General features: G+C 65.5%; 31 protein-coding genes. 7 read left to right on the plus strand and 24 right to left on the minus strand.

The genetic code is table 11. The annotated features are described in order from the left end of the window. Positions 1 to 16: 16 nt before the first annotated feature. The 9 genes from rplV to E4634_RS08905 form a co-directional block, all read right to left on the minus strand. Positions 17 to 355: a 50S ribosomal protein L22 gene (gene rplV, locus E4634_RS08865; protein ID WP_135442957.1), complete on the minus strand. Its 339-nt coding sequence runs from the start codon at positions 353 to 355 to the stop codon at positions 17 to 19. A gap of 25 nt (positions 356 to 380) precedes the next feature. After that, a complete protein-coding gene (gene rpsS, locus E4634_RS08870; RefSeq protein ID WP_135442959.1) occupies positions 381 to 656 on the minus strand; it encodes a 30S ribosomal protein S19 in 276 nt (91 codons plus the stop codon). Between the two features lie 37 nt (positions 657 to 693). Beyond that, the gene (gene rplB / locus E4634_RS08875) at positions 694 to 1,521 is read right to left on the minus strand and encodes a 50S ribosomal protein L2 (protein ID WP_135442961.1); all 828 of its coding nucleotides are present in this window, start codon (positions 1,519 to 1,521) and stop codon (positions 694 to 696) included. A 12-nt stretch (positions 1,522 to 1,533) separates the two neighbouring features. Next, on the minus strand, positions 1,534 to 1,830 hold the full coding sequence (gene rplW / locus E4634_RS08880; protein WP_135442964.1) for a 50S ribosomal protein L23: 297 nt from the start codon (positions 1,828 to 1,830) through the stop codon (positions 1,534 to 1,536). Next, a complete protein-coding gene (gene rplD, locus E4634_RS08885; RefSeq protein ID WP_135442967.1) occupies positions 1,827 to 2,444 on the minus strand; it encodes a 50S ribosomal protein L4 in 618 nt (205 codons plus the stop codon). The genes rplW and rplD overlap by 4 nt, the downstream gene beginning before the upstream one ends. 18 nt (positions 2,445 to 2,462) lie before the next feature. Then, positions 2,463 to 3,095 carry a 50S ribosomal protein L3 gene (rplC, locus tag E4634_RS08890; protein ID WP_135442969.1) on the minus strand — a complete coding sequence of 211 codons (633 nt, stop codon included), beginning with the start codon at positions 3,093 to 3,095 and terminating at the stop codon, positions 2,463 to 2,465. 129 nt (positions 3,096 to 3,224) lie between these two features. After that, positions 3,225 to 3,536, minus strand: coding sequence for a 30S ribosomal protein S10 (gene rpsJ / locus E4634_RS08895; RefSeq protein WP_135442971.1), 312 nt, complete (start codon positions 3,534 to 3,536; stop codon positions 3,225 to 3,227). A 309-nt stretch (positions 3,537 to 3,845) separates the two neighbouring features. Then, on the minus strand, positions 3,846 to 4,172 hold the full coding sequence (locus E4634_RS08900; RefSeq protein WP_135442973.1) for a TraR/DksA family transcriptional regulator: 327 nt from the start codon (positions 4,170 to 4,172) through the stop codon (positions 3,846 to 3,848). Beyond that, the gene (locus E4634_RS08905; RefSeq protein WP_135442974.1) at positions 4,172 to 4,408 is read right to left on the minus strand and encodes an HP1242/YdcH family protein; all 237 of its coding nucleotides are present in this window, start codon (positions 4,406 to 4,408) and stop codon (positions 4,172 to 4,174) included. The genes E4634_RS08900 and E4634_RS08905 overlap by 1 nt, the downstream gene beginning before the upstream one ends. Before the next feature lie 167 nt (positions 4,409 to 4,575). On the opposite strand from E4634_RS08905, the gene E4634_RS08910 reads away from it, so the two are divergent. Then, entirely contained in the window at positions 4,576 to 4,974 is a 399-nt protein-coding gene (locus E4634_RS08910) for a TM2 domain-containing protein (RefSeq protein ID WP_346763335.1), read from the plus strand. Positions 4,975 to 4,980: 6 nt separating this feature from the next. Here the strand turns inward: E4634_RS08910 and E4634_RS08915 are convergent, their stop codons facing one another. Continuing rightward, positions 4,981 to 6,558 carry a peptide chain release factor 3 gene (locus E4634_RS08915; protein ID WP_135442976.1) on the minus strand — a complete coding sequence of 526 codons (1,578 nt, stop codon included), beginning with the start codon at positions 6,556 to 6,558 and terminating at the stop codon, positions 4,981 to 4,983. Positions 6,559 to 6,682: 124 nt separating this feature from the next. Then, positions 6,683 to 7,684, minus strand: a complete 1,002-nt coding sequence (locus tag E4634_RS08920; RefSeq protein WP_135442978.1) for a cytochrome-c peroxidase — start codon at positions 7,682 to 7,684, stop codon at positions 6,683 to 6,685. Positions 7,685 to 7,813: 129 nt separating this feature from the next. Here E4634_RS08920 and E4634_RS08925 point away from each other — a divergent pair, with 129 nt between their 5' ends. Both E4634_RS08925 and E4634_RS08930 read left to right on the plus strand, forming a co-directional pair. Next, positions 7,814 to 9,103, plus strand: a complete 1,290-nt coding sequence (locus tag E4634_RS08925; RefSeq protein WP_135442980.1) for an ATP-binding protein — start codon at positions 7,814 to 7,816, stop codon at positions 9,101 to 9,103. Next, positions 9,096 to 9,632 carry a response regulator transcription factor gene (locus E4634_RS08930; RefSeq protein ID WP_135442982.1) on the plus strand — a complete coding sequence of 179 codons (537 nt, stop codon included), beginning with the start codon at positions 9,096 to 9,098 and terminating at the stop codon, positions 9,630 to 9,632. The genes E4634_RS08925 and E4634_RS08930 overlap by 8 nt, the downstream gene beginning before the upstream one ends. Before the next feature lie 583 nt (positions 9,633 to 10,215). Here E4634_RS08930 and lipB read toward each other — a convergent pair. The 12 genes from lipB to E4634_RS08990 all read right to left on the minus strand — a co-directional run bounded on the left by lipB (position 10,216) and on the right by E4634_RS08990 (position 20,866). Next, the gene (gene lipB / locus E4634_RS08935; RefSeq protein WP_240725139.1) at positions 10,216 to 10,773 is read right to left on the minus strand and encodes a lipoyl(octanoyl) transferase LipB; all 558 of its coding nucleotides are present in this window, start codon (positions 10,771 to 10,773) and stop codon (positions 10,216 to 10,218) included. A gap of 104 nt (positions 10,774 to 10,877) precedes the next feature. After that, positions 10,878 to 11,147: a YbeD family protein gene (locus E4634_RS08940; RefSeq protein WP_135443260.1), complete on the minus strand. Its 270-nt coding sequence runs from the start codon at positions 11,145 to 11,147 to the stop codon at positions 10,878 to 10,880. Positions 11,148 to 11,161: 14 nt separating this feature from the next. After that, positions 11,162 to 12,319 carry a D-alanyl-D-alanine carboxypeptidase family protein gene (locus E4634_RS08945; protein ID WP_135442986.1) on the minus strand — a complete coding sequence of 386 codons (1,158 nt, stop codon included), beginning with the start codon at positions 12,317 to 12,319 and terminating at the stop codon, positions 11,162 to 11,164. Positions 12,320 to 12,477: 158 nt separating this feature from the next. After that, the gene (locus E4634_RS08950; protein WP_167854833.1) at positions 12,478 to 13,314 is read right to left on the minus strand and encodes a septal ring lytic transglycosylase RlpA family protein; all 837 of its coding nucleotides are present in this window, start codon (positions 13,312 to 13,314) and stop codon (positions 12,478 to 12,480) included. Then, positions 13,311 to 14,306: a lytic murein transglycosylase B gene (gene mltB / locus E4634_RS08955; RefSeq protein WP_135442988.1), complete on the minus strand. Its 996-nt coding sequence runs from the start codon at positions 14,304 to 14,306 to the stop codon at positions 13,311 to 13,313. The genes E4634_RS08950 and mltB overlap by 4 nt, the downstream gene beginning before the upstream one ends. A 37-nt stretch (positions 14,307 to 14,343) precedes the next feature. Beyond that, positions 14,344 to 15,486 carry a rod shape-determining protein RodA gene (rodA, locus tag E4634_RS08960; RefSeq protein WP_135442989.1) on the minus strand — a complete coding sequence of 381 codons (1,143 nt, stop codon included), beginning with the start codon at positions 15,484 to 15,486 and terminating at the stop codon, positions 14,344 to 14,346. Beyond that, positions 15,479 to 17,341 carry a penicillin-binding protein 2 gene (gene mrdA, locus E4634_RS08965; protein ID WP_135442991.1) on the minus strand — a complete coding sequence of 621 codons (1,863 nt, stop codon included), beginning with the start codon at positions 17,339 to 17,341 and terminating at the stop codon, positions 15,479 to 15,481. The genes rodA and mrdA overlap by 8 nt, the downstream gene beginning before the upstream one ends. A gap of 40 nt (positions 17,342 to 17,381) precedes the next feature. Beyond that, the gene (gene rlmH / locus E4634_RS08970) at positions 17,382 to 17,852 is read right to left on the minus strand and encodes a 23S rRNA (pseudouridine(1915)-N(3))-methyltransferase RlmH (RefSeq protein WP_135442993.1); all 471 of its coding nucleotides are present in this window, start codon (positions 17,850 to 17,852) and stop codon (positions 17,382 to 17,384) included. Continuing rightward, the gene (gene rsfS / locus E4634_RS08975; RefSeq protein WP_135442995.1) at positions 17,852 to 18,193 is read right to left on the minus strand and encodes a ribosome silencing factor; all 342 of its coding nucleotides are present in this window, start codon (positions 18,191 to 18,193) and stop codon (positions 17,852 to 17,854) included. The genes rlmH and rsfS overlap by 1 nt, the downstream gene beginning before the upstream one ends. A gap of 36 nt (positions 18,194 to 18,229) precedes the next feature. Then, positions 18,230 to 18,877 (minus strand): nicotinate-nucleotide adenylyltransferase, encoded by a 648-nt coding sequence (nadD, locus tag E4634_RS08980; protein WP_135442997.1) that lies wholly within the window; start codon positions 18,875 to 18,877, stop codon positions 18,230 to 18,232. Next, a complete protein-coding gene (locus tag E4634_RS08985) occupies positions 18,874 to 20,130 on the minus strand; it encodes a glutamate-5-semialdehyde dehydrogenase (RefSeq protein ID WP_135443264.1) in 1,257 nt (418 codons plus the stop codon). The genes nadD and E4634_RS08985 overlap by 4 nt, the downstream gene beginning before the upstream one ends. Positions 20,131 to 20,263: 133 nt before the next feature. Next, positions 20,264 to 20,866, minus strand: coding sequence for a peroxiredoxin (locus tag E4634_RS08990; RefSeq protein ID WP_135442999.1), 603 nt, complete (start codon positions 20,864 to 20,866; stop codon positions 20,264 to 20,266). A 339-nt stretch (positions 20,867 to 21,205) separates the two neighbouring features. Here E4634_RS08990 and E4634_RS08995 point away from each other — a divergent pair, with 339 nt between their 5' ends. Then, positions 21,206 to 21,424 (plus strand): bacterioferritin-associated ferredoxin, encoded by a 219-nt coding sequence (locus tag E4634_RS08995; RefSeq protein WP_135443001.1) that lies wholly within the window; start codon positions 21,206 to 21,208, stop codon positions 21,422 to 21,424. A gap of 128 nt (positions 21,425 to 21,552) precedes the next feature. Continuing rightward, complete coding sequence (gene bfr / locus E4634_RS09000) at positions 21,553 to 22,032, plus strand: bacterioferritin (RefSeq protein ID WP_135443003.1); 480 nt, start codon at positions 21,553 to 21,555, stop codon at positions 22,030 to 22,032. Between the two features lie 18 nt (positions 22,033 to 22,050). On the opposite strand, the gene grxD is transcribed toward bfr, so the two are convergent. After that, positions 22,051 to 22,380, minus strand: coding sequence for a Grx4 family monothiol glutaredoxin (gene grxD, locus E4634_RS09005; protein WP_135443005.1), 330 nt, complete (start codon positions 22,378 to 22,380; stop codon positions 22,051 to 22,053). Positions 22,381 to 22,628: 248 nt separating this feature from the next. Between grxD and E4634_RS09010 the strand changes: the two genes are divergently transcribed. Next, positions 22,629 to 23,792 (plus strand): aspartate aminotransferase family protein, encoded by a 1,164-nt coding sequence (locus E4634_RS09010; protein ID WP_135443007.1) that lies wholly within the window; start codon positions 22,629 to 22,631, stop codon positions 23,790 to 23,792. Between the two features lie 35 nt (positions 23,793 to 23,827). Further along, a complete protein-coding gene (argF, locus tag E4634_RS09015; protein ID WP_135443009.1) occupies positions 23,828 to 24,736 on the plus strand; it encodes an ornithine carbamoyltransferase in 909 nt (302 codons plus the stop codon). The last annotated feature ends 516 nt before the right edge of the window (positions 24,737 to 25,252 follow it).

Genomic DNA, 25,252 nt, shown 5'->3' on the forward strand with positions numbered 1-25,252 from the left:
GTCGTCTCCTGCTCTCTTAGCCTTCGGCGTCTGCCACTTTCACGGTGATGTGACAGCTACGCTTGAAAATACGGTCTGCGCGACCCTTGGCGCGGGGACGCAGGCGCTTCATGGTCATGCCCTCATCGACGAAGATGGTGGACACTTTCAGCTCGTCCACGTCGGCACCTTCGTTGTTCTCGGCGTTGGCGATCGCAGAGTCGAGAACCTTCTTGACGATCTGCGCCGCTTTCTTGTTGCTGAATTCCAGCAGGTTCAGCGCTTCTTCCACAGGCTTGCCGCGGACCTGGTCAGCGACCAGGCGGGCTTTCTGCGCAGAGATACGCGCGCCTTTCAGTCTTGCTGCAACTTCCATTTCCTCAACCTCTTTCCGCGGCGCCTTAGCGCTTCGCCTTCTTGTCTACGATGTGGCCCTTGAAGGTGCGCGTGACCGCGAACTCGCCGAGCTTGTGACCGACCATGTCTTCGTTGATCAGGACGGGCACGTGCTGGCGACCGTTGTGCACGGCAATCGTCAGGCCAACCATATCCGGTGAAACCATGGAGCGGCGCGACCAGGTCTTGATGGGACGACGATCGTTGGCTTCGACAGCGGCTTCTACCTTCTTCATCAGGTGCAGGTCGATAAAAGGACCTTTCTTCAGTGAACGCGGCACAATCTGTTTCCTCTACTCTCGATACTTACGATCGCAATTACTTCTTGCCGCGGCGGCGCACGATAAGCTTGTCGGTGCGCTTGTTGCTGCGGGTCTTGTAACCCTTGGTCGGGGTACCCCAGGGGCTGACCGGGTGACGGCCGCCGGAGGTACGGCCTTCACCACCACCATGCGGGTGGTCGACCGGGTTCATGGCCACACCGCGAACGGTGGGGCGAACACCACGCCAGCGCGCCGCGCCGGCCTTGCCGAGCTTGCGCAGGCTGTGCTCGGAGTTCGATACCTCGCCGATAGTGGCGCGGCAGTCGACCAGCACCTTGCGCATCTCGCCGGAGCGCAGGCGCAGGGTTGCGTACTGGCCTTCGCGGGCCACCAGCTGTACGCCGGCGCCGGCCGAACGGGCCAGCTGGGCGCCCTTGCCGGGCTTGAGCTCGATGCAGTGCACAACGCTACCCACCGGGATGTTGCGCAGCGGCAGGCAGTTACCGACCTTGATCGGTGCTGCGGAGCCGGACTGTACGACGTCGCCAGCCTGCACGCCCTTGGGCGCGATGATGTAGCGGCGCTCACCATCGGCGAACAGCAGCAGCGCGATGTGCGCGGAGCGGTTCGGGTCGTATTCCAGGCGCTCTACCTTGGCCGGAATGCTGTCCTTGTTGCGCTTGAAGTCGACAACGCGGTAGTGCTGCTTGTGACCGCCGCCAATGTGCCGGGTGGTGATCCGACCTTTGTTGTTGCGGCCACCGTTGCGGCTTTGCTTCTCAACCAGCGGTGAGTACGGCGCGCCCTTGTGCAGGTTCGCGTCGACCACGCGCACGACGTGACGTCGGCCGGGTGAAGTAGGTTTGCTCTTCAGAACTGCCATTGCTGCGACTCCTTACTCGACCGCGGCAAAGTCGATATCCTGACCTTGCTCCAGACGTACATATGCCTTCTTCCAGGTCGGCTTGGTGCTGTAACCGAAACGGTTGCGCTTGACCTTGCCCTTGACCTTCAGGGTGCGCACGCTGTCCACCTTGACCTTGAACAGCTGCTCGACCGACTTCTTGATCTCGGTCTTGGTGGCATCCACCGCGACCTTGAAGACGAACTGGTTGTTGGCGTCGGCGACCACGGCCGCCTTCTCGGAAACGTGCGGGCTCACCAGCACCTGGAATACGCGCTCGGGGTTCATGCCAGCATCTCCTCAATCTTCTTCACAGCGTCAACCGTGACCATCACCTTCTCGTGAGAGATCAGGCTGACCGGGTCCACGCCGTTGACGTCGCGCACGTCGACCTTGTGCAGGTTGCGCGCCGCCAGGTAGAGGTTCTCGTTGACCTCGGTGGCGACGATCAGCGCGTTGTCCACACCGTACTCGCCGAGCTGCTTGACCAGCAGCTTGGTCTTCGGCTGCTCCAGGTCCAGGCTCTCGACCACCACCAGGCGATCCTGGCGGGCCAGCTCAGACATGATGGTGCGCAGTGCGGCGCGGTACATCTTGCGGTTCACTTTCTGCTCGTGATCCTGCGGCTTGGCCGCGAAGGTCACACCACCGGTACGCCAGATGGGCGAGCGGATGGTGCCCGCACGGGCGCGACCGGTACCTTTCTGGCGCCACGGCTTCTTGCCACCACCAGCGACCTCGGAGCGGGTCTTCTGGGCGCGGGTGCCCTGACGGGCGCCGGCCAGATAGGCGGTAACAACCTGGTGAACCAGATCTTCGTTGTAGTCCTTGGCGAAGGCGACATCAGAGACGGAGACTTTGCCCCCGTCGACGTTACCCGGCTTCACAACATTCAATTCCACGTTCGAAACCCCCTAACTTTATGCCTTGACGCTGGGGCGCACGATAACGTGGCCACCGGGAGCACCGGGAACGGCGCCCTTGATGAGCAGCAGGTTGCGCTCGGCGTCAACACGCACGACTTCCAGCCCCTGGGTAGTAACCTGTTCGGCACCCATGTGACCGGCCATCTTCTTGCCCTTGAACACACGGCCCGGGGTCTGGCACTGGCCAATGGAACCCGGTGCGCGGTGGGACAGGGAGTTACCGTGGGTGGCGTCCTGGGTGCGGAAGTTCCAGCGCTTGACCGCGCCCTGGAAGCCCTTGCCCTTGGATTTGCCGGCCACGTCGACCATCTGGCCCGCTTCGAAACGCTCGACGGTCAGCTCAGCGCCAACCTCGAATGCCTCGTCGCCTTCCAGACGGAATTCCCACAGACCGTTGCCAGCCTCGACACCCGCTTTCGCGAAGTGCCCGGCTTCTGCTTTACTCACTTTTGAGGTCTTGCGGCTTCCCGCAGTGACCTGAATTGCCCGGTACCCATCGGTCTCGAGCTCTTTGATTTGAGTAACGCGGTTTGGAGAGATCTCCACTACGGTTACTGGAATGGATGCGCCGTCTTCGGTAAACACACGGGTCATACCGGACTTACGGCCGACTAAGCCAATAGTCATTTTGCCAACCTCACAGTGTACGGGGCTAAAAACCCTCTATGGCCTTCCCCGTCGACTCATCACGCCGCCGGGGCTGTTACACACCCGGTACGCGGTAAGCGACCGGGCAGGTCTTGTTACGAAATTTCGTTAACCAAGACTGATCTGTACTTCTACACCTGCTGCCAGGTCCAGTTTCATCAGGGCGTCGACGGTTTTTTCAGTCGGCTCCACGATGTCCAACAGACGCTTGTGGGTACGAATTTCGTACTGGTCACGTGCGTCCTTGTTAACGTGCGGGGAAATCAGCACGGTGTATTTTTCCTTCCGGGTGGGAAGGGGGATCGGCCCCTTGACTTGCGCACCGGTGCGGCGCGCGGTTTCGACGATTTCCTGGGTCGATGAATCGATCAGTCGATGGTCGAACGCCTTGAGGCGGATACGGATACGTTGGTTCTGCACCTGACCTAACTCCAAGTATGAAAAAACCAGAGGCCCGCACAGGGACCCCCCGAAAAAAGGAACGCGAATTCTAATGATCGCCCTAGGTACTGTCAAGGCGATCGCCAGAATATTTTTCGGGATCCTTTACACCACCCTTGTTCGCCCTCAATCACGACGGCGGGGTGGCGAGTGGGCGGCAACTATACCTGAATCGCAGCGCAATACCAGTGGGAAATAGTCACAGCACGGCGCGCCGGCAGGGGCACCAGAATAGCAACGTAAAGAAGGAAGAATGCGGCCGGCGCGGTACGCCGCCGGCCAACCGGTTCAGTCAGCGCAGTTCACGCAGCGGGTGGCCTCCGGCAGCGCGCGCAGGCGCCCCACCCCGATGTCCTCGCCACAGGTCTCGCACTCGCCATAGGTGCCCGCCTCGATCTTGTCCAGGGCGACCTGGATCGCGTGCAGCGACTGGCGGGTCTCGTTGCCTATGGCATCCACGACCTCGTCGTTCTCACGCTCCTGGGCCTGCTCGGCGGAATCGCCGGAGTGCTCGCGGGTGACGTCGCGCTTGATGCTGGCCAGCCGCGAGTGCATCGCATCGCGGCGAGCGACCAGCGCCTCGCGCAGTTCCTCGTAGGCAGCCTGGGTACTCATCAGGCGGTCAGCATCCGGTACAGTTCGTCTTTCAGGTGCACCCGGCGTACCTTGGCCTCCTCCTCGGTGCGAGTGGCCACCGGGGTGACCTCGTCCTCCATCTTCTCGATGTCCCGGGTCAGTTCGTGGTACTCCTCGAACAGCTTGCGGAAATGGGCATCCGAGGTCTTCAGCTCATGAATGCGGTCGTTCAGTTCCGGGAATTCATGGTGCAGGTCGTGATGTTCTACTGACATTATATTTACCTTCTTTATCTTGCGGTTGGTGACACTTCAATTACAGCGTAGCAAGCTGCGGCCGGCGAGCCATGATTTAGGTCAGGGTCGCAGCCGGCTGTGTCGTGGCTTGACGCCGGTCTGTTCAGGCCAGACTATACCGGGCAGGCAAAGCACAGGACAACAGTATGGCAGGCGGCGAAAAAACCCACTCGGTACTCATGGGATATCTACTGTGGATCTTCGGGTTCATGGGCTCCCATCGCTTCTATTACGGGCGGCAGATTACCGGCGTCATCTGGTTTTTCACCCTCGGCCTGTTCTTCATCGGCTGGATCATCGACCTGTTACTGATTCCCGGAATGTCGCGTTCCGCCGACAGTCGCTTCAAGAGCGGCCCGGTGGACTATGACCTGGCGTGGATCCTGCTGACATTCCTCGGCTGGGCCGGCGTGCACCGCATGTACATGGGCAAGTGGATCACCGGCGTCATCTACCTGTGCACCGGCGGCCTGTTCCTGCTCGGCGTGCTATGGGACTACCTGACGCTCAACGAGCAGCTCTCGGACGTCAACCGCGGCTATTGACCGGGCTCAGTGCTCGCGGGTGGCGCGGAACTCGATATCCGGCCAGCGCTCTTCCATCAGTGACAGGTTTACCCGGGTCGGCGCCAGGTAGGTGAGGTAGTCGCCGCCGTCCACCGACAGGTGCTCGGCGGCCTTCTTGCGAAAATCCGCCAGCTTGCGCGCGTCGTCGCAGTGCACCCAGCGTGCGGTGTACACGTTCACCGGCTCGTAGATGGCGTCCACCTTGTACTCGTCCTTCAGGCGGTAGGCGACGACGTCGAACTGCAGCTGGCCCACCGCGCCGACGATCAGGTCGGTGGAGTTGAGCGGCGAGAACACCTGGGTCGAACCCTCCTCGGAGAGCTGCTGCAGGCCCTTCTGCAACTGCTTGGATTTCATCGGGTCGGTGAGGCGGATGCGCCGGAACAGTTCCGGCGCGAAGTGCGGGATGCCGGTGAACTGCAGGTCCTCGCCACCGGTGAAGGTATCGCCGATCTGGATGGTGCCGTGGTTGTGCAGGCCGATGATGTCGCCCGCCGCGGCCTCCTCCACCAGTACCCGCTCGCCGGCCTTGAAGGTCACCGCGTCGGCGATCTTGACGTCCTTGCCCAGGCGCACGTGGCGCATCTTCATGCCCTTGCTGTAGGTACCGGAGCAGATGCGCAGGAAGGCGATGCGGTCGCGGTGGCGCGGATCCATGTTCGCCTGGATCTTGAACACGAAACCGGTGAACGCGGGGTCGGCGGCGCTGACGCTGCGCGAGGTGGTGTCGCGCGGCTGCGGCGGCGGCGCCCACTGCACGAAATCGTCGAGCATCTCGCGCACGCCGAAGTTGCCCAGGGCGGTGCCGAAGAACACCGGGCTGAGCTTGCCGGCGAGGAAGGCCTCGAGGTCGAAGGCGTGGCTGGCGCCGCGCACCAGTTCGATCTCCTCGAGGAAATCGTCGTAGTCGCCGCCGAGCAGTTCGCGGGCGGCGTCGCTGTCGAGGCCCTCGATACGCTTGTCCTCGGGCAGTTCGCCGCCGCGCCCCGGCGTGTAGCAGTGGATGACGTCGGTATACAGGTTGTAGACGCCCTTGAAGTAGCCGCCCATGCCGATCGGCCAGTTGATCGGCGCACCCTGGATATCCAGCACCGACTCGATCTCGTCGAGCAGGTCTACCGGGTCGCGGATGTCGCGGTCCATCTTGTTGACGAAGCTGATAATCGGCGTGTCGCGCAGGCGGCACACGTTCATCAGCTTGATGGTGCGATCCTCCACACCCTTGGCGCCGTCGATCACCATCAGCGCCGAGTCCACCGCGGTGAGGGTGCGGTAGGTGTCCTCGGAGAAGTCCTCGTGACCGGGGGTGTCCAGCAGGTTGACGGTGCGCCCGTGGTAGGGGAACTGCATCACCGAGGAGGTCACGGAAATACCGCGCTCCTGTTCCATGCTCATCCAGTCGGAAGTGGCGTGGGGTCCGCGCTTGCCCTTGACGCTGCCCGCCACCTGGATCGCGTTCCCCAGCAGCAACAGCTTTTCGGTGATCGTCGTCTTACCCGCGTCGGGGTGCGAGATGATGGCGAAGGTGCGGCGCGCGGCGATGGCTTTGCCGAGATCGGACATGGGACGTGGCTACCGTCAAAAAGCGCGGATTATACGCCCTCGCCCAACGCCCCGGAAGGCCGCCCGCGGGGAGTGCACAGCACCGCGGGCGCCGGGACTTGACGGCCGGACCTGGTCGAACCGCTCAGTCGAAGGGAATGGGCGGCGGCGTCGTGTCCGACGAGGGCGGCAACTGCGGCAGCTCGAAGCGCGGCTGGTCGCCGGTCAGGGTGCGCAGGAAGGCGACGATGCTGGCGTTCTCCGCGTCGCTGAAGGTGCGGCCGAGTTGGATGCGCCCCATCACGTCCACCGCCTCGGTCATGGTCTGCGCCTCGCCGTCGTGGAAGTAGGGGTAGGTCAGCTCGATATTGCGCAGCGTCGGCACCTTGAACTTGAAGCGGTCCGCCTCGTTGCCGGTCACCGCCGCCAGGCCAATCGCCTCGTTGTGCGTCGGGTACGGCGCCACCAGGCCCATTTTCTGGAACGAGCTACCGCCCAAGCCCGGGCCGTAGTGACAGGCGACACAGCCGCTGTTCTTGAACAACTGGTAGCCCTCGAGCGCCTGCGGCGAAATGGCGTCGGCCTCGCCCAGCAGCCAGCGGTCAAAGGGCGCATTGGGCGTCACCAGGGTTTTCTCGAACTCGGCGATGGCGTGGGTCACACGCTCGATGTCGATCTCCCCGGTGCCGAACACCAGGCGAAACTCGGTGACGTAGCCGGGGATGGAGGCGAGCAGGTCCACCGCCAGGGTATGGCTGAAGCCCATTTCCTTGGGGTTGGCGATCGGTCCGCCGGCCTGCTCCTGCAGGTCCGCGGCGCGCCCGTCCCAGAACTGGGCCACGTTCAGGCTGGAATTGAGCACCGTGGGCGCGTTGATCGGGCCGCGCTGCCATTTATGGCCGATCGAGGTCTTCAGGTTGTCCGTGCCGCCCATGCTCAGGTTGTGGCAGGAGTTGCAGGAGATGAACCCGGAACGCGACAGGCGCGGGTCGAAATACAGTTTCTTGCCCAACTCTGCCTGGGCCAGGTTGATCTCTTTCGGCGGTTCGATGGGCTGCACCGGTTCTTCGGCGAACGCCGGTGCGGCCACCCCGGCCAGTACCGCCAGGCCGGCGAAAAATGCACGATAGGATCTGCGAGATTTCACGCTGTCTACTCCCTTGTCTGGTAACACTCGGACTCATTCTATGCCGCGCCCGGCGACACTCGATTGACATTGAGCAAGCTTCCGCGAGCTTCTCACCCGAACCGCCCGCGAGCTGCGTATAATGCGCCAGTGATCGCCCGCACCCCAACAAGCACCTACTCCCCCTCCCTGGACAACCTGCGCAGCCTGCTGATGATCCGCTGCGTGGCGCTGCTGGGACAGGTCGGCGTGCTCGCCTACGTGGTCGCGCTCAATCGCACCACCGAGAACCTGTTCGGCCTGGCCGCCTCGCTGGTTGGGCTCGGCCTGCTCACCGTCGCCAGCTTCTGGCGCCTGGGGCGTCGCTGGCCGGTGTCCGACGCCGAGTTCCTCACCCAGTTGCTGCTCGATGTGGCCGGCTGGACGGCGCTCATGTATTTCACCGGCGGCGCCTCCAACCCGTTTATCTCCTACTACATCGTGCCCTTGGTGGTCGCCGCCGCGGTACTGCCCTGGCGCCACACCTGGCTGGTGGCCGGCACCGCCTTGCTCGCCTACAGCGTGCTGCTCTACCACTACCGCCCGTTCCCGCTGTTCTCGCCCCACGCCATGGCCGGACACGGCGACGCCGGCAGCGCCCACGTGCTCGGCATGTGGTTCAACTTCCTGTTCAGCGCCGCCCTCATCACCTACTTCGTGGTGCGTATGGCCGCCCAGTTGCGCCTGCAGCAGGAGCGCGCCACCGCGCACCGCGAACAGCGCCTGCGCCACGACCAGATCCTCGCCGTCGCCAGCCTCGCCGCGGGCACCGCCCACGAACTCGGCACGCCGCTGGGCACCATGACCGTGCTGGTCGACGAAATGCTCGCGGACCCAGCCCTGATCGGCGACCTGCGCGAGGACTGCGTCACCCTGCGAGAACAACTGGCCCAGTGCCGCGCCACCCTGGCCACCCTCACCCGCACCGCCGAGACCGACGACGCCGACGGCGTCAGCGAACTCGAAGCGCGCGAATTCGTCGAGGACACCGTGCGGCGCTGGGCCGTGCGCCGGCCGGGCGTCGATCACCGACTGCAGTGCGACACCGAGGGCCTCGCCCCGCGCATCGGCGTCGACACCACCATCGCCCAGGCTCTGGAAAACCTGCTCAACAACGCCGCGGATTCCGGCACCGACCAGGTCGAGATACGCTACGACTGGAACCCGCGCGAGCTGCGCATCCAGGTGCGCGACCAGGGCCGCGGCATCGATCCGAAACTGCTGGAATCGCTGGGCAAGCCGATTATTCATCCCAGCCGCGCCGGGCTCGGCATCGGCCTGCTGCTCAGCCACGCCAGCGTCGAGCGCGTCGGCGGGCGCATCGAGCTGCGCAACGCCAGCCCGCGGGGCACCATCGCCACCCTCTACCTGCCGCTGCTGCCAAAGGCCTCCGATGACTGACGCACAGCGCATCCTGCTGGTCGACGACGACCCGACCTTCACCCGCGTCCTCGCCCGCGGCCTGGCGCGCCGCGGCTTCGAAGTCGAGTGCTGCAACGACGCCCTGCTCGCCGAGGACACCTGCGCGCGCTGGCAACCTACCCACATCCTGCTCGACCTCAACATGCCTGACGCCTCAGGCCTGCTCATCCTCCCGCGCCTGCTCGCCGCCTGCCCCAGCGCCCGCCTCGTCGTACTCACCGGCTACTCGAGCATCGCCACCGCGGTGGAAGCCACCAAGGCCGGCGCCACCAACTACCTGTGCAAACCCTCCAGCCTCGACGAGGTGCTCGCCGCCTTCGGCGAACAACCAACCCCGGGCAGCGTCGACATTCCCGCCGACCCGATCTCGGTCGACCGCCTCGAGTGGGAACACATCCAGCGCGTCCTCCACGACAACGACGGCAACATCTCCGCCACCGCCCGCGCCCTCGGCATGCACCGCCGCACCCTGCAGCGCAAACTCCAGAAGCGCCCGGTCAAACGCTGAGCCGACTACGGCCGGTCAGGCCGCCTCGCTGTTTCGCGAGAAAACGCCGCGGGCCCCGCTGAATCTCCAGTGTCCCGTGCGACGCCGCTTGGAACCGAACAGCACACCGAAACGAAGCTGCGGCAGCCCACCGTTAGAGGGATCGTGAATCGCGTAAGCCCACTGGAAAACGTCCGAGGCCATGGATGGCCGAGGCCGAGCTGCCATGGATGGCGCTTTTGCGATTTTCCGGTGGGCTTACGCGGTTCACGAGCCCGGCCTAGCTGGGAACCACGATCCTCCGCTACGGAACCCGGAGTTTCACTGTCCCACCGGCCCGGCAACAGCAAGGCCCCATGCCGGGACCGCCAAAAAGCGTACATCCATGTACAGGCTCGGCCTCGGCCATCCATGGCCTCGGACGCCCCGGCATGGGGCCTTGCTGCTGCCGTGCCTGCTTTCGGGGTTGCTGAGAGATCAGGTGGTTCCTGACGGGGGGCCAGGGCTTGTTGCTGATCGGATCGGTTTATCTGCTGGAATGTCGGAAGCGCGTCGCTGATGGCTACGACTGCGCCGCCAGCGCGATGGGCCGGGGTCCGGGCGGCTATGCGTCCAGGTGTTCGGCGAGTAACGCGAGCAGGCGCTGGCCGATGGTGTTCATGTCGAGCGGGGTGTCGGGGAGCAGTTTTGCCATCGAGGTGACCTGCAGGCCCTCGTAGCCGCAGGGGTTGATGCGCTGAAAGGGTTCGAGGTCCATGTCCACGTTGAGGGAGAGGCCGTGGTAGGTGCAGCCGCGGCGGACGCGCAGGCCGAGGGAGGCGATCTTGTCGCCGGCGACGTAGACGCCCGGGGCATCCGGGCGCGCGGCGGCGTCGATGCCGTACTCGGTGAGCAGGGCGACGATGCTGCGCTCGATGATGTCGACCAGGGCGCGGATGCCGAGGCCGCGGCGCTTGAGGTCGACGAGCAGGTAGATCACCCACTGGCCCGGGCCGTGGTAGGTCACCTGGCCGCCGCGGTCCACCTGGATGACCGGGATGTCGCCGGGGGCGAGGACGTGCTCGGCCTTGCCGGCCTGGCCCTGGGTGAATACGCGCGGGTGTTGCAGCAGCCAGAGTTCATCCGGGGTGTCGGCGTCGCGGGTGTCGGTGAACGCGCGCATGGCCTCGAGTACCGGCGGGTAGTCGGCGAGGCCGAGGTCGCGGGTGACGATGTCGGGCTGTGGGGCGGGCACTGCGGGTCCGGTTTCGGGGGCGCCGGGAGCCACTAGATGACCATCTGGACGCGGCCGGTGGCCAGCAGGTCCTGGTGCAGTGCCTCGAGCTGGTCGGGACCGGTGGCGACGATCACCACGGTGATGGCGGTGAAAGTGCCCTTGCTGCTGGCGCGCACGCTGATGCTCTCGGCGTCGAAACCGGGGGCGTGGCGCTCGAAGACCTCGAGTATCACGGTCTGGAAGTCGTCGCCGGCGCGCCCGAGCACCTTGACCGGGTAGTCACAGGGGAATTCGATCTTGGGCGGTTCGGCGTCGGTCATCGCGGGCGCGTCGTTCACACGCTGAACAGGCTGTGGATCCACATCAGCACCATATCCCACAGGCGCGCGAACAGGCCGGCGGGCTCGACGTCGGTGAGGGCGACGACATCGCCCTTGTACAGTCGCTCGTCGTCGAGGGTGACTTCGATGGTGCCCAGCACGTCGCCGGCGCTGACCGGGGCGACCAGTTCATCGGGCAGGGTAATGCTGGTCTGTACCGAGTCGGTGGCGCCGCGCGGCACGGTCAGTACGATGTCCTCGGCGAGGCCGACGGGCACGTTGTCGAGCTGGCCTTTCCAGATGCGCGGGCTGTCGAGTTCGCGCCCGGCACTTTCCACGGTGGTGGTCTCGAAGAAGCGGAAGCCGTAGTTGAGCAGGCTGCGCGACTCGCTGGCCCGGGCGCGAGTGGAGTCGGTGCCCAGCACCACGGAGATCAGGCGCATGCCGCGGCGCTTGGCGGAGGCCACCAGGCAATAGCCGGCCTCCTTGGTGTGCCCGGTCTTCAGGCCGTCCACGGTGGAGTCCTGGCCGAGCAGGGTGTTGCGGTTGTACTGGGTGATGTCGTTGTAGGTGAACTCGCGCTCGGCGTAGATCGGGTACTGTTCAGGATGGTTCTGCACGGTGGCGCGCGCCAGCAGGGCCAGGTCGCGGGCGGTGGTGTAATGCTCCGGGTCGGGCAGGCCGTGGGAATTCATGTAGTGGGAGTCGTACATGCCCAGTTGCTCGGCCTCGGCGTTCATCATGTCGACGAACACTTTCTCGCTGCCGGCGATGTGCTCGGCCACGGCGACGCAGGCGTCGTTGCCGGAGGAGATAATGATACCGCGCTCGAGGTCCTCGACGGAGACGTCCTTGCCCGGCTCGATCCACATCAGCGAGGAGCCTTCAAAAATGGGGTTTTGCGACCAGGCGTTCTCGCTCACCACCACCATATCGGATTTCTTCACCCGCCCGGCCTTGATCTCATTGGCAAGCACGTAACTGGTCATCATCTTGGTCAGGCTGGCCGGGGGCAGGCGTTCGTCCGCGTTGGACTCGGCGAGCACCGCGCCGCTGTCCGCATCCATGAGGATGTAGGCGCGGGCCGCGACCTGCGGCGGGGCAGGAGTCGGCGCGGCGGTCGCCTGGAGTGAAAACAGCGTGAAAACCAGCAGGGAGAGGAGTCGGCGCATGGCGGAAACGGGTACCGTGGCGATGTGCGGATGTGGCGGGCATGGTACCGCATGCGCCGCGGGAGCGGAAGGAAACCGCCCCCTCGGCGTGGTTCGGCGCCGTAGTTCAGAACCGTGGTTCAGAGCCGTGGTTCGGCGCCGCGGTTCAGGCGAGAGTCTCAGGGCAGCGGTTGCCCGGCGGGGTAGCCGCCATCGCGCAGCTGCTGCTGCAACAGGGCCAGCTGTTCGCCGTCGGCGACGGGGCCGAGGCGCACGCGGTAGAGAATGTCGCCGTTGACGTCCACCTCGCTGATCTCCACCGGTACCTGGACGAAGGCCTGCACCTGGCTGCGCAGGCGCTGCGCGGAATCCGCCGAGCCGAAGGCGCCGAGCTGCAGGTAGCGGTAGTGGCCGCCGGGGGCGTCGCGGCGGTCGTCGACGCCGGCGATCGACACCACTTCGACCTCGACTGGCGCCGTACCGCGCTGGTCGAAGCCGAGTTTTACCGCCGCGGCGTAGGACAGGTCGATCAGCCGCTCGCTGTGGAAGGGCCCGCGATCATTCACCCGCACGATGACACTGCGCCCGTTGTCGAGGTTGGTGACCCGCGCGTAGACCGGGATAGGCAGGGTGCGGTGCGCCGCGGAGGGGGCGTAGACGTCGAAAATCTCGCCGTTGGAGGTCTCGTGGCCGTCGAATTTGGCGCCGTACCAGGAGGCGATGCCGCGCTCGCGATAACCGGCGTGATTGTCGAGGATGCGGTAGGTTTTACCGGAGACGGTATACGGGCTGTGATTGCCGGCGGCGAGAATGGGGTCAGCACGCGGCACCGCGTCGGCGACCTCCTCCGGCGTCAGCACGCGCAGGGGAGCGGCGTCGCTGGCATGGCTGTAGCGCCGCGCCTGGTAGGCGTCGCCGGCGCTGCCGGGGGCGGGCTTGTGGCTGGCGCAGGCGCTCAGCAACAGGCCGGCGAGCAGGCCCGTGGCGAGCGTCGCGGACAGGCGCAACACGCTCACGGCGCCACCGCAGCGGCCAGCCGCTGGCTCAGCTGGTACACGCTCATGGCGTACTTGGCGCTGTGGTTGTAGCGCGTGATCACGTAAAAATTGTGCAGGCCCAACCAGTACTCATAGCCCTCCTCCAGCTCGAACTGGATACCGATGGCCTCCTGCTTCGGCTCGATGTCGAGCTCCGGCTTCAGGCCCGCGGCGATGAAATCCGCGACCTCGTAGCGCGGCTTCAGGCTGCGCCCTTCGCTCATCATTTCGGTCGGGAGTTCGCCCTCGAGGCGTGCCGGCACCACCACCGTCGCGCCCGGGGTCCAACCGTGCTCGACAAAATAGTTGGCCACGCTGCCCACCGCGTCGGCGGGGTTGTTCCAGATGTCGGCCTTGCCGTCGCCGTCGAAGTCCACGGCGTAGGCGCGGAAGCTGCTCGGCATGAACTGCCCGTAGCCCATGGCGCCGGCGTAGGAGCCCTTCAGCGCGCGCGGGTCCATGCCCTGCTCGCGGGCGAGGATGAGGAAGTTCTTCAGCTCCGAGGTGAAAAACTCCGAGCGCCGCGGGTAATCGAAAGCCAGCGTGGACAGCGCGTCCAGCACCCGGTAGCTGCCGGCGATGCGGCCGTAGTGCGTCTCTACGCCGATGATGGCGAGGATGATCTCCGCCGGCACACCGGTTTCGCGCGCGGCGCGCTCGAGCACTTCGCGGTGCTCGCGGTAAAAGGCGACGCCTTCATTCACGCGCCGCTCGGTGAGGAAGATCTCGCGGTACTCGTACCAGGGCTTGGCTTTCTCCGCGGGGCGGGCGATCGCCGCCAGCACCGACTCCTGGCGCCGGGCGTCGGCCATCAGGGCAAGCAGTTCCTCGCGCCCGAAACCCTCCTCGGCCACCAGTTCGTCAACCAGCGCGAGCGCCGCGGGGTTGTCAGCGTAATTGGTATCCCGGGCACAGGACAGGGTGGGCCACAGGCAACAGCAAACAAGGATAAAGCGCAGGGATTTCAACATCGGGTAACACTCGCTCCAGGAGGGTTGGGGGAAGGCATCAGCGCACCACCATGCGTTTTTCGGTGCTCACCGCCATGAGCACACCGAAGCCGGCCATCAACGTGACCAGTGCGGTGCCGCCGGCGCTGACCAGCGGCAGCGGCACACCCACCACCGGCAACAGGCCGGCAACCATGCCCATATTAACAAACACGTAGACGAAGAAGGTCAGCGTCAGGCTGCCGGCCATCATGCGGCCGAAGCTGGACTGCGCGGACATGCCGATCACGAAGCCCCGCCACAGCACCAGGCTGTAGAGGAACATCAGGGTCAATACGCCGCGCAGGCCGAACTCCTCGGCGAGCACGGCGATGATGAAGTCGGTATGGCTCTCCGGCAGGAAGTCGAGCTGTGACTGGGTGCCGGACAACCAGCCCTTGCCGGTCCAGCCGCCGGAGCCGATGGCGGTCTTCGACTGGATGATATTCCAGCCTGCGCCGAGCTTGTCGCTCTCCGGGTTGAGCAGGGTCAGGATGCGCTGCTTCTGGTAGTCCTGCAGCATGAACATCCAGGCCGGCCAGGCCGAGGCCACCACGGCCAGCGCGGCTCCGAAGATATAACGCCAGCCGATGCCGGCCATGAACAGCACGAACAGGCCGCTGGCGGCGATCAGCAGCGCCGTGCCGAGGTCCGGCTGGCGCAGGATCAGCGCCGCCGGCAGGCCCAGGATCACCAGCGCGACAATCACGTGCTGGAAGCGCGGCGGCAGGGTGCGCTCGGCGAGGAAACAGGCCACCGCCATCGGCACCACCAGTTTCATGATTTCCGAGGGCTGGAAGCGGAAACCGCCGATCTGCAGCCAGCGCTGGGCCCCCTTGGCGCCCACCCCGAAAAATATCACCGCCACCAGCGTGCACACCCCGGCGACATAGAACCAGGGCGCCCAGCGCGCATAGCGCTGCAGGCTCAACTGGGCGGCGAGGAACATCACCACGTAGGCGACCAGGAAATAGCGGCCCTGGCGTATCACGGCACCGAAGTCCTGCCCGGACGCGGAGTACAGGACGACCAGGCCGTAGCCGGTCAGGATCAGCAGCAGGAACAGCAGCGGCAGGTCGATGTGCAGGCGCGACGCAGTGCTCGGCCGGCGCGCCAGGTCGGCGCTGCCCTGGTTGGGCATCTGGCGGACGTAGTCAGCCATCGGCGGGGTCCTCGAAGTCGGAGTGGCCCAGCAGCCAGGTGTCGATCACCTTGCGCGCGATGGGCGAGGCCGCGCCGCTGCCCCCGCCGTTCTCGACGATGATGCCCAGGGCAATGGTCGGTGCCTCCACCGGCGCAAAGGCGATGAACAGGCCGTGGTGGCGGTGGCGCTCGTCCACTTCGTCCTCCTTGTACACCGCCCCCTGGGCGATGCCGATGACCTGGGCGGTACCGGTCTTGCCGGCCATTTGGTACTGGATACCCTTTGCCAGCGCCTTGGCCGTACCGCGGGTGCCGTTGACCACCTCGAGCATGCCGGCGTAGATGGCGTCCCAGTACTCCGGCTTCGCCACCAGTGGATCCAGCAGCGGCGCCGGCACCGGCTCACCGTTGATTGCGCCGAGCAGGCGCGGCGTGTGCCGCACGCCGCGGCTGGCGATCACCGCGGTGGCCTCCGCCAGTTGCAGCGGCGTGGCCAGCATGTAGCCCTGGCCGATGCTGGCGCTTACGGTTTCACCGGGGTACCAGGGCTGGTTCAGCGACTCGCGCTTCCAGCGCTTGGAGGGTAGCACGCCGGGGCGCTCGTTGGTGGTGTCGATGTCAGTGCGCTGCCCCAGGCCGAAAGGGGCCAGGTAGTCGTGCATGCGGTCGATGGTGAGTCGGTGGCCGAGGTCGTAGAAATAGGTGTCGCAGGACTCGGCAATCGCCATGTTCAGGTCGACCCGCGGCGCGTGGCCGGTGCCGCGGATGCGCAGGATCCAGTCGCGGTAGCGGTGGGAATCCCCCGGCAGGCTGTACCAACCCGGGTCGGGCACCGTGTACTCCGGGGTAATCAGGCCGGACTGCAGGCCGGCCATACCCATCATCGGCTTGATCGTCGAACCCGGCGGGTACTGCCCCTGCACGGCGCGGTTGAACAGCGGCACATCGGGGGAATCGCGCAGCGCGGAGTAATCCTTCGAGCTGATACCGTTGACGAACAGGTTGGTATCGAAGCCCGGGGTGGAGACCAGCGCCAGCACCCCGCCGCTGCGCGGATCGATGGCCACCACCGCGCCGCGCCGCTCACCCAGGGCTTCCACCGCGGCGCGCTGGATATTGATATCCAGGTTGAGCGTGATGTTCGCGCCCGGCGTCGGGTCGAAGCGTTCCAGCACGCGCAGCACGCGGCCGTGGGCGTCGGTCTCCACGTTCTGGTAGCCGACCTTGCCGTGCAGCAGGTCCTCGTAGTGCTTCTCGATGCCGACCTTGCCGATGTGGAAGGTGCCGCGGTAGTTGCTCTCGTCCACCTCCTCCGCCTCGCGCTCGTTGATGCGCCCGACGTAACCGATGGCGTGGGAGAACAGCTCGCCGTGCGGGTAATGGCGTAGCAACTGGGCCTCCACCACCACCCCCGGCATACGGTAGCGGTCCACCGCCAGGCGCGCGCGCTCCGCTGCGCTGAGGCGAAAATGCAGCGGTACCGCCTCGTAGGGGCGGCGGCGCAGCAGGCGCTCGCGAAATTTCTCCACCTCGCCGTCGTCGAGTTCGATGATCTGGCCCAGTTCCGCCAGGGTGGCATCCAGGTCGCGCACCCGCTCGCGGATGATCGACAGGGTAAAGCTGGGGCGGTTGTCGGCGAGCAGTACGCCGTTGCGGTCGTAGATCAGGCCGCGCTTCGGCGGCAGGGGCTCCAGGCGCACGCGGTTGCTGTCCGACTGGGTGCGGTAGGTTTCGTACTCGGTGATCTGCAGGTTGTAGTAGCGCGCGACGATGATGCCGAGCAGCACAAGAACAATGGCGATGGCGGTGAAGCTGCGCGACTGGTAGATCCGGGTCTCCCGGTGAGGATCCTTCAGAGCGATGGGGTGGGGCATGTAACCGCGAAGCCTGGATTCTTATACGGGAGACGTGCGTCTAGTCGCGATGATACGGGTGATTGACGGTGATTGTCCAAGCCCGGTAGAGCTGTTCCGCGAGGATCACCCGTACCAGCGGGTGCGGCAGGGTGAGATCGGACAGCGACCAGCGCATGTCGGCCCGCTGCAGGCACGCCGGCGAGAGGCCATCTGGCCCGCCGATCAGCAGGCTGAAGTTGTCACCGGACATCTGCCACTCGCTGAGTTTGTCCGCCAGCTGCGGCGTGGACAGCGACTTGCCGCGCACGTCCAGCGCGATCACCCGGTCGCCGGCGGGGACGGCGCGCAGCAGCTGCTCGCCCTCGCGCTCTTTCAGTTGCTCTGGCTTGCTGCCCTTGTTGCGCGCGGCCAGCGGCAGCTCCTTCCACTCCACGCCCAGTTCCCGCGGCATGCGCTTGTGGTACTCCTCGACGCCCTGGTAGACCCAGGCGGGCATGCGCGTGCCCACCGCGAGGACGCTGATGCGCATTATTCGGCGCCGGCGTCCCGGTGGTCAGTCCAGAGGCGTTCCAGGTCGTAGAAGTCGCGGGTCGCTGGCAGCATTACATGCACCACCACATCGCCGAAGTCCACCAGCACCCAGTCGCCGGCGTCCTCGCCCTCCACGCCCAGGGCGCGCTGGCCCTGCTTCTTGGCTTCCAGGCAGACGTTATCCGCCAGCGACTTGACGTGCCGGTTGGAGGTGCCACTGGCGATGACCAGGTAATCCATGACATCGGTGAGACCGGTGACGTCCAGCGACACCGTATTGACTGCCTTGAGATCGTCGAGGGCCTCGACGACCAGATCCTTCAACTGCTCAGCCTGCATTGCGCTGCTGTGCCTTCATAAATGATAACTTCCTGTTCACGAGTAGAGTTTGTGTTCCTGAATATAGTCCAGGACCTGTTCCGGCAGCAGGTAGCGCGGCGATTCACCGCGCGCCAGCATGGCGCGGATTTCCGTGGAGGAGATCGCCAGCGGGCGCAGCGCCTCCACCAGTATGCCGCCCGCGGGCGCGCGGGTCAGCCCGCCGGCATCCGCCAGGCGGTGGTCCCGCAGCCAGTCTGCCACTTCGCCCGCCCCGGGTATATGCCAGCCGGGGCGCGCCAGCACCACGATATGGGCGAGCTCGAGAAACGCCTCCCAGCGGTGCCAGCTGTGAATATGCGCAATGGCGTCGCCGCCCATCACCAGGCACAGCGGACGCCGCTCACCCAGCTCGGCGCGCAGTTCCTCGAGGCTGAGGACCGTATAGGACGTACCGGAGCGCTGCAGTTCGCGAGTGTCGCAGCGCAGGCGCGGCTCGTCGCGCACCGCCAGTTCGACCATCGCCGCGCGGTGCGCGGCCGGGCTCATCGGCGTCTTGGCATGCGGGTGCTGCGCGCAGGGCATCAGGCGCAGGTGCTCCAGCCCCAGGTGCTCGACCAGTTCCAGCGCCGAGCGCAGGTGACCGTAGTGCACCGGGTCGAAGGTGCCGCCGAACACCCCGACCGGCGCCAGCGCATCGCTCAAGTGCGGACCTGCCCCTCGCCCAGGACGATGTACTTCTGCGAGGTCAGCCCCTCGAGGCCCACCGGCCCGCGCGCGTGGATCTTGTCGGTGGAGATGCCGATCTCCGCGCCCAGGCCGTATTCGAAGCCGTCGGCGAAACGCGTGGAGGCGTTGACCATCACCGAGCTGGAATCCACCTCGCGCAGGAAGCGCATGGCGCGGCCGTGGTCGCGGGTGACGATGCTCTCGGTGTGCTGCGAACTGTAAATGTCGATGTGGTCCATGGCCTGGTCGATGTCGTCGACCACGCGCAGGGCGAGCACCGGGCCCAGGTACTCCTCGTACCAGTCCTCCTCGGTGGCCGCCACGCTGTCGGGCAGCCACTGGCGGGCGCGCTCGCAGGTGCGCAATTCGACGCCGGCCGCGGCATAGGCCTCGCCCAGGCGCGGCAGCAGCGATTCCGCCATGGCCGCGTGCACCAGCAGCGTTTCCATGGTGTTGCAGGTGCCGTAGCGCTGGGTCTTGGCGTTCACCGCGATGGCCAGAGCCATGTCCTCGTCGGCGCCCTCGTCGATGTAGACGTGGCAGTTGCCGTCCAGGTGCTTGATGACGGGCACGCGCGCATCGCGGCTGATGCGCTCGATCAGGCCCTTGCCGCCGCGCGGCACGATGACGTCGACGTATTCCGGCATGGCGATCAGCTGGCCCACGGCATCGCGGTCGCGGGTCTCGATCACCTGCACCGCCGCCTCCGGCAGCCCGGCGCTGCGCAGGCCCGCGGTGAGGCAGCGCGCGATCGCCATATTCGAGGCCAGGGCCTCGCTGCCGCCGCGCAGGATGGTGGCGTTGCCGGACTTCAGGCACAGGCTCGCCGCCTCCACCGTCACGTTCGGGCGCGATTCGTAAATGATGCCGATCACCCCCAGGGGCACGCGCATGCGCCCTACCTGGATACCGCTGGGACGGGTATTGATCTCGCTGATGCTGCCCACCGGGTCGGGCAGGCCCGCGACCTGGGTGAGACCTTCCAGCATGGTGTCGATGCGCGCCGGGGTGAGTTCCAAGCGATCCATCAGCGCCGCGGCCAGGCCCGCCGCCGCGCCGCGCTCGAGGTCCTCGGCATTGGCCGCGGCCAGTTCGGCGCGCGCCCCGTGCAGGGCATCGCGGGCGGCCAGCAGGGCGTCGTTGCGCACGCGCGTGGAGGAGGCAGCCACCACCCGCGACGCGGCCCGCGCCGCCCGGCCGAGACCGGCCATGTAGTGCTCGACGTCCATCTGTTTCACTGCTCCGCTGGCATCGCCTGAAAGAAAGAGCGCGATTATACCCGAAGCCCCGCCGCGCCACAGGGCAAACCCGGGCAAAAAAAACGCGGGCCGGAGCCCGCGTTCGCGTCCGCAACCCGGGGGGTTACAGGCCCTCGGCGTTCTCCGCCAGGTAAGCGGCTACGCCGTCCGGCGAGGCGGACATGCCCTTGTCGCCCTTGTTCCAGCCCGCGGGGCACACTTCGCCGTGCTCCTCATGGAACTGCAGGGCCTCGACCAGGCGGATCAGTTCGTCGATGTTGCGGCCCAGCGGCAGGTCGTTGACCAGCTGCGAGCGCACCATGCCTTCCTTGTCGATCAGGAACGCACCGCGGAAGGCGACGCCACCGGCGGCTTCCACGTCGTAGGCGCGGCAGATGTCGTGCGCGACGTCGGCAGCCATGGTGTAGGACACCGCGCCGATACCACCCTTGCTCACTTCGGTGTTGCGCCACGCGTTGTGGGTGAACTGCGAGTCGATAGACACCGCCACCACTTCCACGCCCAGCTCACGGAACTTGTCCATGCGGTGGTCCAGCGCGATCAGCTCGGAGGGGCAGACGAAGGTGAAATCCAGGGGATAGAAAAAGACCAGGCCATACTTGCCGGCCATGGCTTCGGAACGCTTGTAGGAATCGACGATTTCACCGCTGCCGAGTACCGCGGCTACCTCGAAATCTGGTGCAGGCTTACCAACTAAAACACCCATTGAAACACTCCATACTAAAGGGTTGGGGGAAGAGCGCGCGGGACGGGCGCCCCGCGCGACGGCCAAGCATCGTAACCGGGCGCGCGCGGGCAGGCAAATAGCCTCCCCGGGCGGCGGCGCAGCGGGCCGCAGGCACGAGGGCCTGCGATGGCGACGAAAGCGCCCGGAGTGGCGCAACCGGGGTCAATCAGGGCGACCAGGAGGCCGAGTGCGCCGCCGACCAGCCCCCGGCCACCACCGCCTGTCGCAAAGCCGACAAAATGTTGTTGACAATCATTCTCGTTTTCAATAATTTCTCAACTCCAAGGCGACCACAGACCGATAACCACCGCGAGCACTATGTACGTTTGTCTTTGCAAGGGCATCACCGACACCCAGATCCGCACTGCCGTGAGCGACGGGGCCTCCTCCCTGCGCGAGGTTCGCGCGGCCCTCGGCGTGGCCAGCCAGTGCGGCAAGTGCGGCTTGCTGGCACGGCAGATCGTGCGCGACGCACTGGGCGAAACCAGTGAAGCCCAGGTCGCGGCGGACGAATCCCTCTACTACGCCGTCTCCTGACCTTTTCCGACAACTGAGAATCGCTCTGATTATCAGTTTCAAATAGCCTGTAAAATCAATAGCTTACGATTGACATCCCGCTTCAGTCGGGCCATCCTGTGAGCTTGATTTCATGTCGGAGGTAAATCATGAAAGGCGATCCCAAAGTCATCGAGCACCTGAACCGCATCCTCGGCAACGAACTGGTAGCAATTAACCAGTACTTCCTGCACGCCCGCATGTACAAGGACTGGGGCCTGAAGGAACTGGCCGACCACGAGTACCACGAGTCCATCGACGAGATGAAGCACGCGGATACGCTGATCGAGCGCATCCTGTTCCTCGAGGGGCTGCCCAACCTGCAGGACCTGGGCAAGCTGATGATCGGCGAGGACACCCGCGAGATGCTCGAGTGCGACCTCAAGCTCGAGCACGTGGCCCACGCCGACCTCAAGGAAGCCGTGGCCTACTGTGAAAGCGTGGGCGACTACGTGTCACGCGACATATTCGTCGCGATCATGGAGGCAGAGGAAGAGCACATCGACTGGCTGGAAACCCAGCTGGCTCTCATCGAGAAAGTCGGCCTGCAGAACTACCTGCAGACCGCCATGCACACGGTCAAGCCGTAAGCGCCCGACCGGACGGGGTCACTCCGCGGCGTTCGCCGCCGCGGTTTCCTTCACCAGAGTCTGCAACTCGCCGTTCTCAAACATCTCCACCACGATATCGCAGCCGCCGACCAGTTCGCCGCCTACCCACAGCTGGGGGAAGGTCGGCCAGTTGGCGTACTTCGGCAGGTTGGCGCGGATGTCCGGGTTGGACAGCACATCCACGTAGGCGAAACGCTCGCCGCACTGCATCAGCGCCTGCACCGTGCGCGCAGAGAAACCGCACTGGGGCTGGTTCGGTGAACCCTTCATGTAAAGAAGGATGGGGTTGCCTTCAATCTGGTCTTTGATCGTATCGATAATATCCATGATGTGTCCTGTGCTACAGCTGACGGGCGCAACCCACCCCGCCAGCAGACCCCGAAAACAGGGCCTTCGACAGGGGAATCCACGAAACATCACGCCCGTGAAACGATGAATTAGCGATTAGTTTAACGCATTCGCCGGACAAAATATCCACGCGCGGATGAGGTGATTGCCAATCACCGGGACCACCGCTATAGTGTGCGGTCCCAAGGCAGCACGCGCTGCCTTTTTGCGTTTATTTGGAGGAAAAAATGTCGGCGCTGATGCCTACCTACGCCAGGCTGCCGGTGACCTTCACCCACGGCGAGGGCGTCTACCTGTTCGATACCGAGGGGCGTCGCTACCTGGACGGTTTGTCCGGTATCGCCGTCACCGGGCTCGGCCACGCACACCCGGCGGTCACCGCGGCGATCCAGTCGCAGGCCTCGCGCCTGGTGCACACGTCCAACCTCTACGGGGTCGCCCCGCAGGAGCAACTGGCCGAGCGTCTCACCCAGGTGAGCGGCATGGACAACTGCTTCTTCGGCAACTCCGGCGCCGAGGCCAACGAGGCGGCGATCAAGCTGGCTCGCCTGTACGGCCACAACCGCAACATCGACAAGCCGGCCATCATCGTGCTCGAGGGCGCGTTCCACGGCCGCACCCTGGCCACCCTGAGCGCCACCGGCAACCGCAAGATCCAGGCCGGTTTCGAACCGCTGGTCGGCGGCTTCGTGCGCGCGCCGCGCAACGACATCGCCGCACTGCAGGCGATTGCCGAGCACAATCCCGACGTCGTCGCCTTCCTCGCCGAACCGATCCAGGGCGAGGGCGGCGTACTGCCGCTGGACGAGGACTACCTGCGCCAGGTGCGCGAGCTGTGCGACCAGCAGGGCTGGCTGATGATGCTCGACGAAGTGCAGACCGGCAACGGCCGCACCGGCACCTGGTTTGCCTACCAGGGCATGGGCTTCACCCCCGACGTGGTCACCACGGCGAAGGGCCTGGGCAACGGCGTGCCGATCGGCGCCTGCCTGGCCCGCGGCGAGGCGGCGCGCGTGTTCGGCGCCGGCAACCACGGCTCCACCTACGGCGGCAACCCGCTGGTCTGCGCCACCGCGCTGGCGGTGGTGGACAGCATCGTCGGCGAGGACGTCATGGCCCAGGTCGAACGCAAGGGGCAGCTGATTCGCGATACCCTCGGCGCCGCGACCGCGCAGTCCGGACGGGTGGTCGAGATTCGCGGCAAGGGCCTCATGCTCGGCGTGCAGCTGGACCGCGACTGCCCGGACATCGTCGCGCGCGCACTGGCCGAAGGCCTGCTGATCAACGTCACCGCGGGCAACACCATCCGGCTGTTGCCGCCGCTGATCATCACCGACGAACAGGCGCGGGAACTGGCCGAGGGCGTGGCCGGCCTGATCCTGGATTTATAAACCGCCCGACACAGCGATACCGACAAGGCGATAACATGGCAACTCCCCGGCACTTTCTCACCCTCACCGATTTCTCCACCAGCGAACTGGAAGCCCTGATCGCACGGGCCATCGAGATGAAGGCGGAACGCCGTGCCGGGGTCGACCAGCGCAAGTACCCGGGCTACGTGCTGGGTATGATTTTCGAGAAGGCCTCCACGCGTACCCGCGTCTCCTTCGAGGCGGGCATGGCGCAGCTGGGCGGTCACGCCATGTTCCTGTCGCCGGACAGCACCCAGCTGGGGCGCGGCGAACCGGTGGAGGACACCGCCCGGGTGATTTCCTCGATGGTCGATATCGTGATGATCCGCACCTTCGGCCACGACATCGTCGAGCGCTTTGCCGCGGTCTCCACGGTCCCGGTGATCAACGCCCTGAGCGATGGCTATCACCCCTGCCAGCTGCTGGCGGACATGCAGACCTTTGTCGAGCACCGCGGCAGCATCGCCGGCAAGACGGTGGCCTGGGTCGGCGACGGCAACAACATGGCGCAGAGCTACATGAACGCCGCCGGGCAGTTCGATTTCGAGCTGCGCCTGGCCTGCCCCGAGGGCTACGAGCCGGCGGCGGAACTGCTCGAGGCGCACAGCGAGCGCGTGCACCTGGTGCGCGACCCGCGCGAGGCGGTGACCGGCGCCGATCTGGTAGCCACCGATGTGTGGGCCTCCATGGGCCAGGAAGAGGAAGAGCGGGCCCGGCGCGTCGCCTTCACCGGCTACTGTGTCGATGCCGAGTTGATGAGCCACGCCAACAGCGGCGCCCTGTACATGCACTGCCTGCCGGCGCACCGCGGCGAGGAGATCAGCGCCGAGCTGATGGACGCACCGGACTCGGTGATCTGGGACGAGGCGGAGAACCGGCTGCACGCACAGAAAGCCCTGATGGAAGCCCTTCTAGAGGCCTGACAGGCCGCCCCACGGGTGCCGCCGCGACGGCGGTGCCCGGACACCCCCAACAAATAACCAGCACTTATAAAACACCCGCCTGTTTATAGTAAAATAATTGTAAAGAACCGCGCTGAGGCACCAGGCTTTACGCCATCTGGCCTGCAGGGTTAGTGGGCGCAGACACACGCGCTCGTGCACATCTTATCCACAGCATAAACCCAGCGTGGTGCCTTGCATTGGGCGCCCACGCGCATTATCTTGTATCCCGCCTATCAACAGACCCCAATATATAGGGTCGCAGGCAAGCAAATCCGGCAAATCACCCGACTATCCAGCCCTGGCCACGCGGCCGGGACGGTCTTCGGCTGCCGGAAAGAACAGGACGCTGACCACACCGCGCAGGGGCCGGACAGGCACAGCCAGGGGAAACCGGTGTCGGCAGCAGGCGCCGCGCTGCAGGGAGGGCACAGCGCGGCGCGACAACAATAACAGCGCCCATCGCCAGGTCCCGGGGCTCGCTGCAGCCGCCGGGGC

The organism is Mangrovimicrobium sediminis (genome assembly GCF_004745945.1).
In the GTDB taxonomy this organism is placed as follows: domain Bacteria; phylum Pseudomonadota; class Gammaproteobacteria; order Pseudomonadales; family Halieaceae; genus Mangrovimicrobium; species Mangrovimicrobium sediminis.

Bases quoted from the DNA above. Each gene is read 5' to 3' on its own strand.
- rplV (WP_135442957.1), bottom strand. From the start codon at position 355: ATGGAAGTTGCAGCAAGACTGAAAGGCGCGCGTATCTCTGCGCAGAAA.
- rplB (WP_135442961.1), bottom strand. From the start codon at position 1,521: ATGGCAGTTCTGAAGAGCAAACCTACTTCACCCGGCCGACGTCACGTC.
- rplW (WP_135442964.1), bottom strand. From the start codon at position 1,830: ATGAACCCCGAGCGCGTATTCCAGGTGCTGGTGAGCCCGCACGTTTCC.
- rplC (WP_135442969.1), bottom strand. From the start codon at position 3,095: ATGACTATTGGCTTAGTCGGCCGTAAGTCCGGTATGACCCGTGTGTTT.
- E4634_RS08900 (WP_135442973.1), bottom strand. From the start codon at position 4,172: ATGAGTACCCAGGCTGCCTACGAGGAACTGCGCGAGGCGCTGGTCGCT.
- E4634_RS08905 (WP_135442974.1), bottom strand. From the start codon at position 4,408: ATGTCAGTAGAACATCACGACCTGCACCATGAATTCCCGGAACTGAAC.
- E4634_RS08910 (WP_346763335.1), top strand. From the start codon at position 4,576: ATGGCAGGCGGCGAAAAAACCCACTCGGTACTCATGGGATATCTACTG.
- E4634_RS08915 (WP_135442976.1), bottom strand. From the start codon at position 6,558: ATGTCCGATCTCGGCAAAGCCATCGCCGCGCGCCGCACCTTCGCCATC.
- E4634_RS08930 (WP_135442982.1), top strand. From the start codon at position 9,096: ATGACTGACGCACAGCGCATCCTGCTGGTCGACGACGACCCGACCTTC.
- lipB (WP_240725139.1), bottom strand. From the start codon at position 10,773: ATGCGCGCGTTCACCGACACCCGCGACGCCGACACCCCGGATGAACTC.
- E4634_RS08940 (WP_135443260.1), bottom strand. From the start codon at position 11,147: ATGACCGACGCCGAACCGCCCAAGATCGAATTCCCCTGTGACTACCCG.
- E4634_RS08945 (WP_135442986.1), bottom strand. From the start codon at position 12,319: ATGCGCCGACTCCTCTCCCTGCTGGTTTTCACGCTGTTTTCACTCCAG.
- mltB (WP_135442988.1), bottom strand. From the start codon at position 14,306: ATGTTGAAATCCCTGCGCTTTATCCTTGTTTGCTGTTGCCTGTGGCCC.
- rodA (WP_135442989.1), bottom strand. From the start codon at position 15,486: ATGGCTGACTACGTCCGCCAGATGCCCAACCAGGGCAGCGCCGACCTG.
- mrdA (WP_135442991.1), bottom strand. From the start codon at position 17,341: ATGCCCCACCCCATCGCTCTGAAGGATCCTCACCGGGAGACCCGGATC.
- rlmH (WP_135442993.1), bottom strand. From the start codon at position 17,852: ATGCGCATCAGCGTCCTCGCGGTGGGCACGCGCATGCCCGCCTGGGTC.
- rsfS (WP_135442995.1), bottom strand. From the start codon at position 18,193: ATGCAGGCTGAGCAGTTGAAGGATCTGGTCGTCGAGGCCCTCGACGAT.
- E4634_RS08985 (WP_135443264.1), bottom strand. From the start codon at position 20,130: ATGGACGTCGAGCACTACATGGCCGGTCTCGGCCGGGCGGCGCGGGCC.
- E4634_RS08990 (WP_135442999.1), bottom strand. From the start codon at position 20,866: ATGGGTGTTTTAGTTGGTAAGCCTGCACCAGATTTCGAGGTAGCCGCG.
- E4634_RS08995 (WP_135443001.1), top strand. From the start codon at position 21,206: ATGTACGTTTGTCTTTGCAAGGGCATCACCGACACCCAGATCCGCACT.
- bfr (WP_135443003.1), top strand. From the start codon at position 21,553: ATGAAAGGCGATCCCAAAGTCATCGAGCACCTGAACCGCATCCTCGGC.
- grxD (WP_135443005.1), bottom strand. From the start codon at position 22,380: ATGGATATTATCGATACGATCAAAGACCAGATTGAAGGCAACCCCATC.
- E4634_RS09010 (WP_135443007.1), top strand. From the start codon at position 22,629: ATGTCGGCGCTGATGCCTACCTACGCCAGGCTGCCGGTGACCTTCACC.
- argF (WP_135443009.1), top strand. From the start codon at position 23,828: ATGGCAACTCCCCGGCACTTTCTCACCCTCACCGATTTCTCCACCAGC.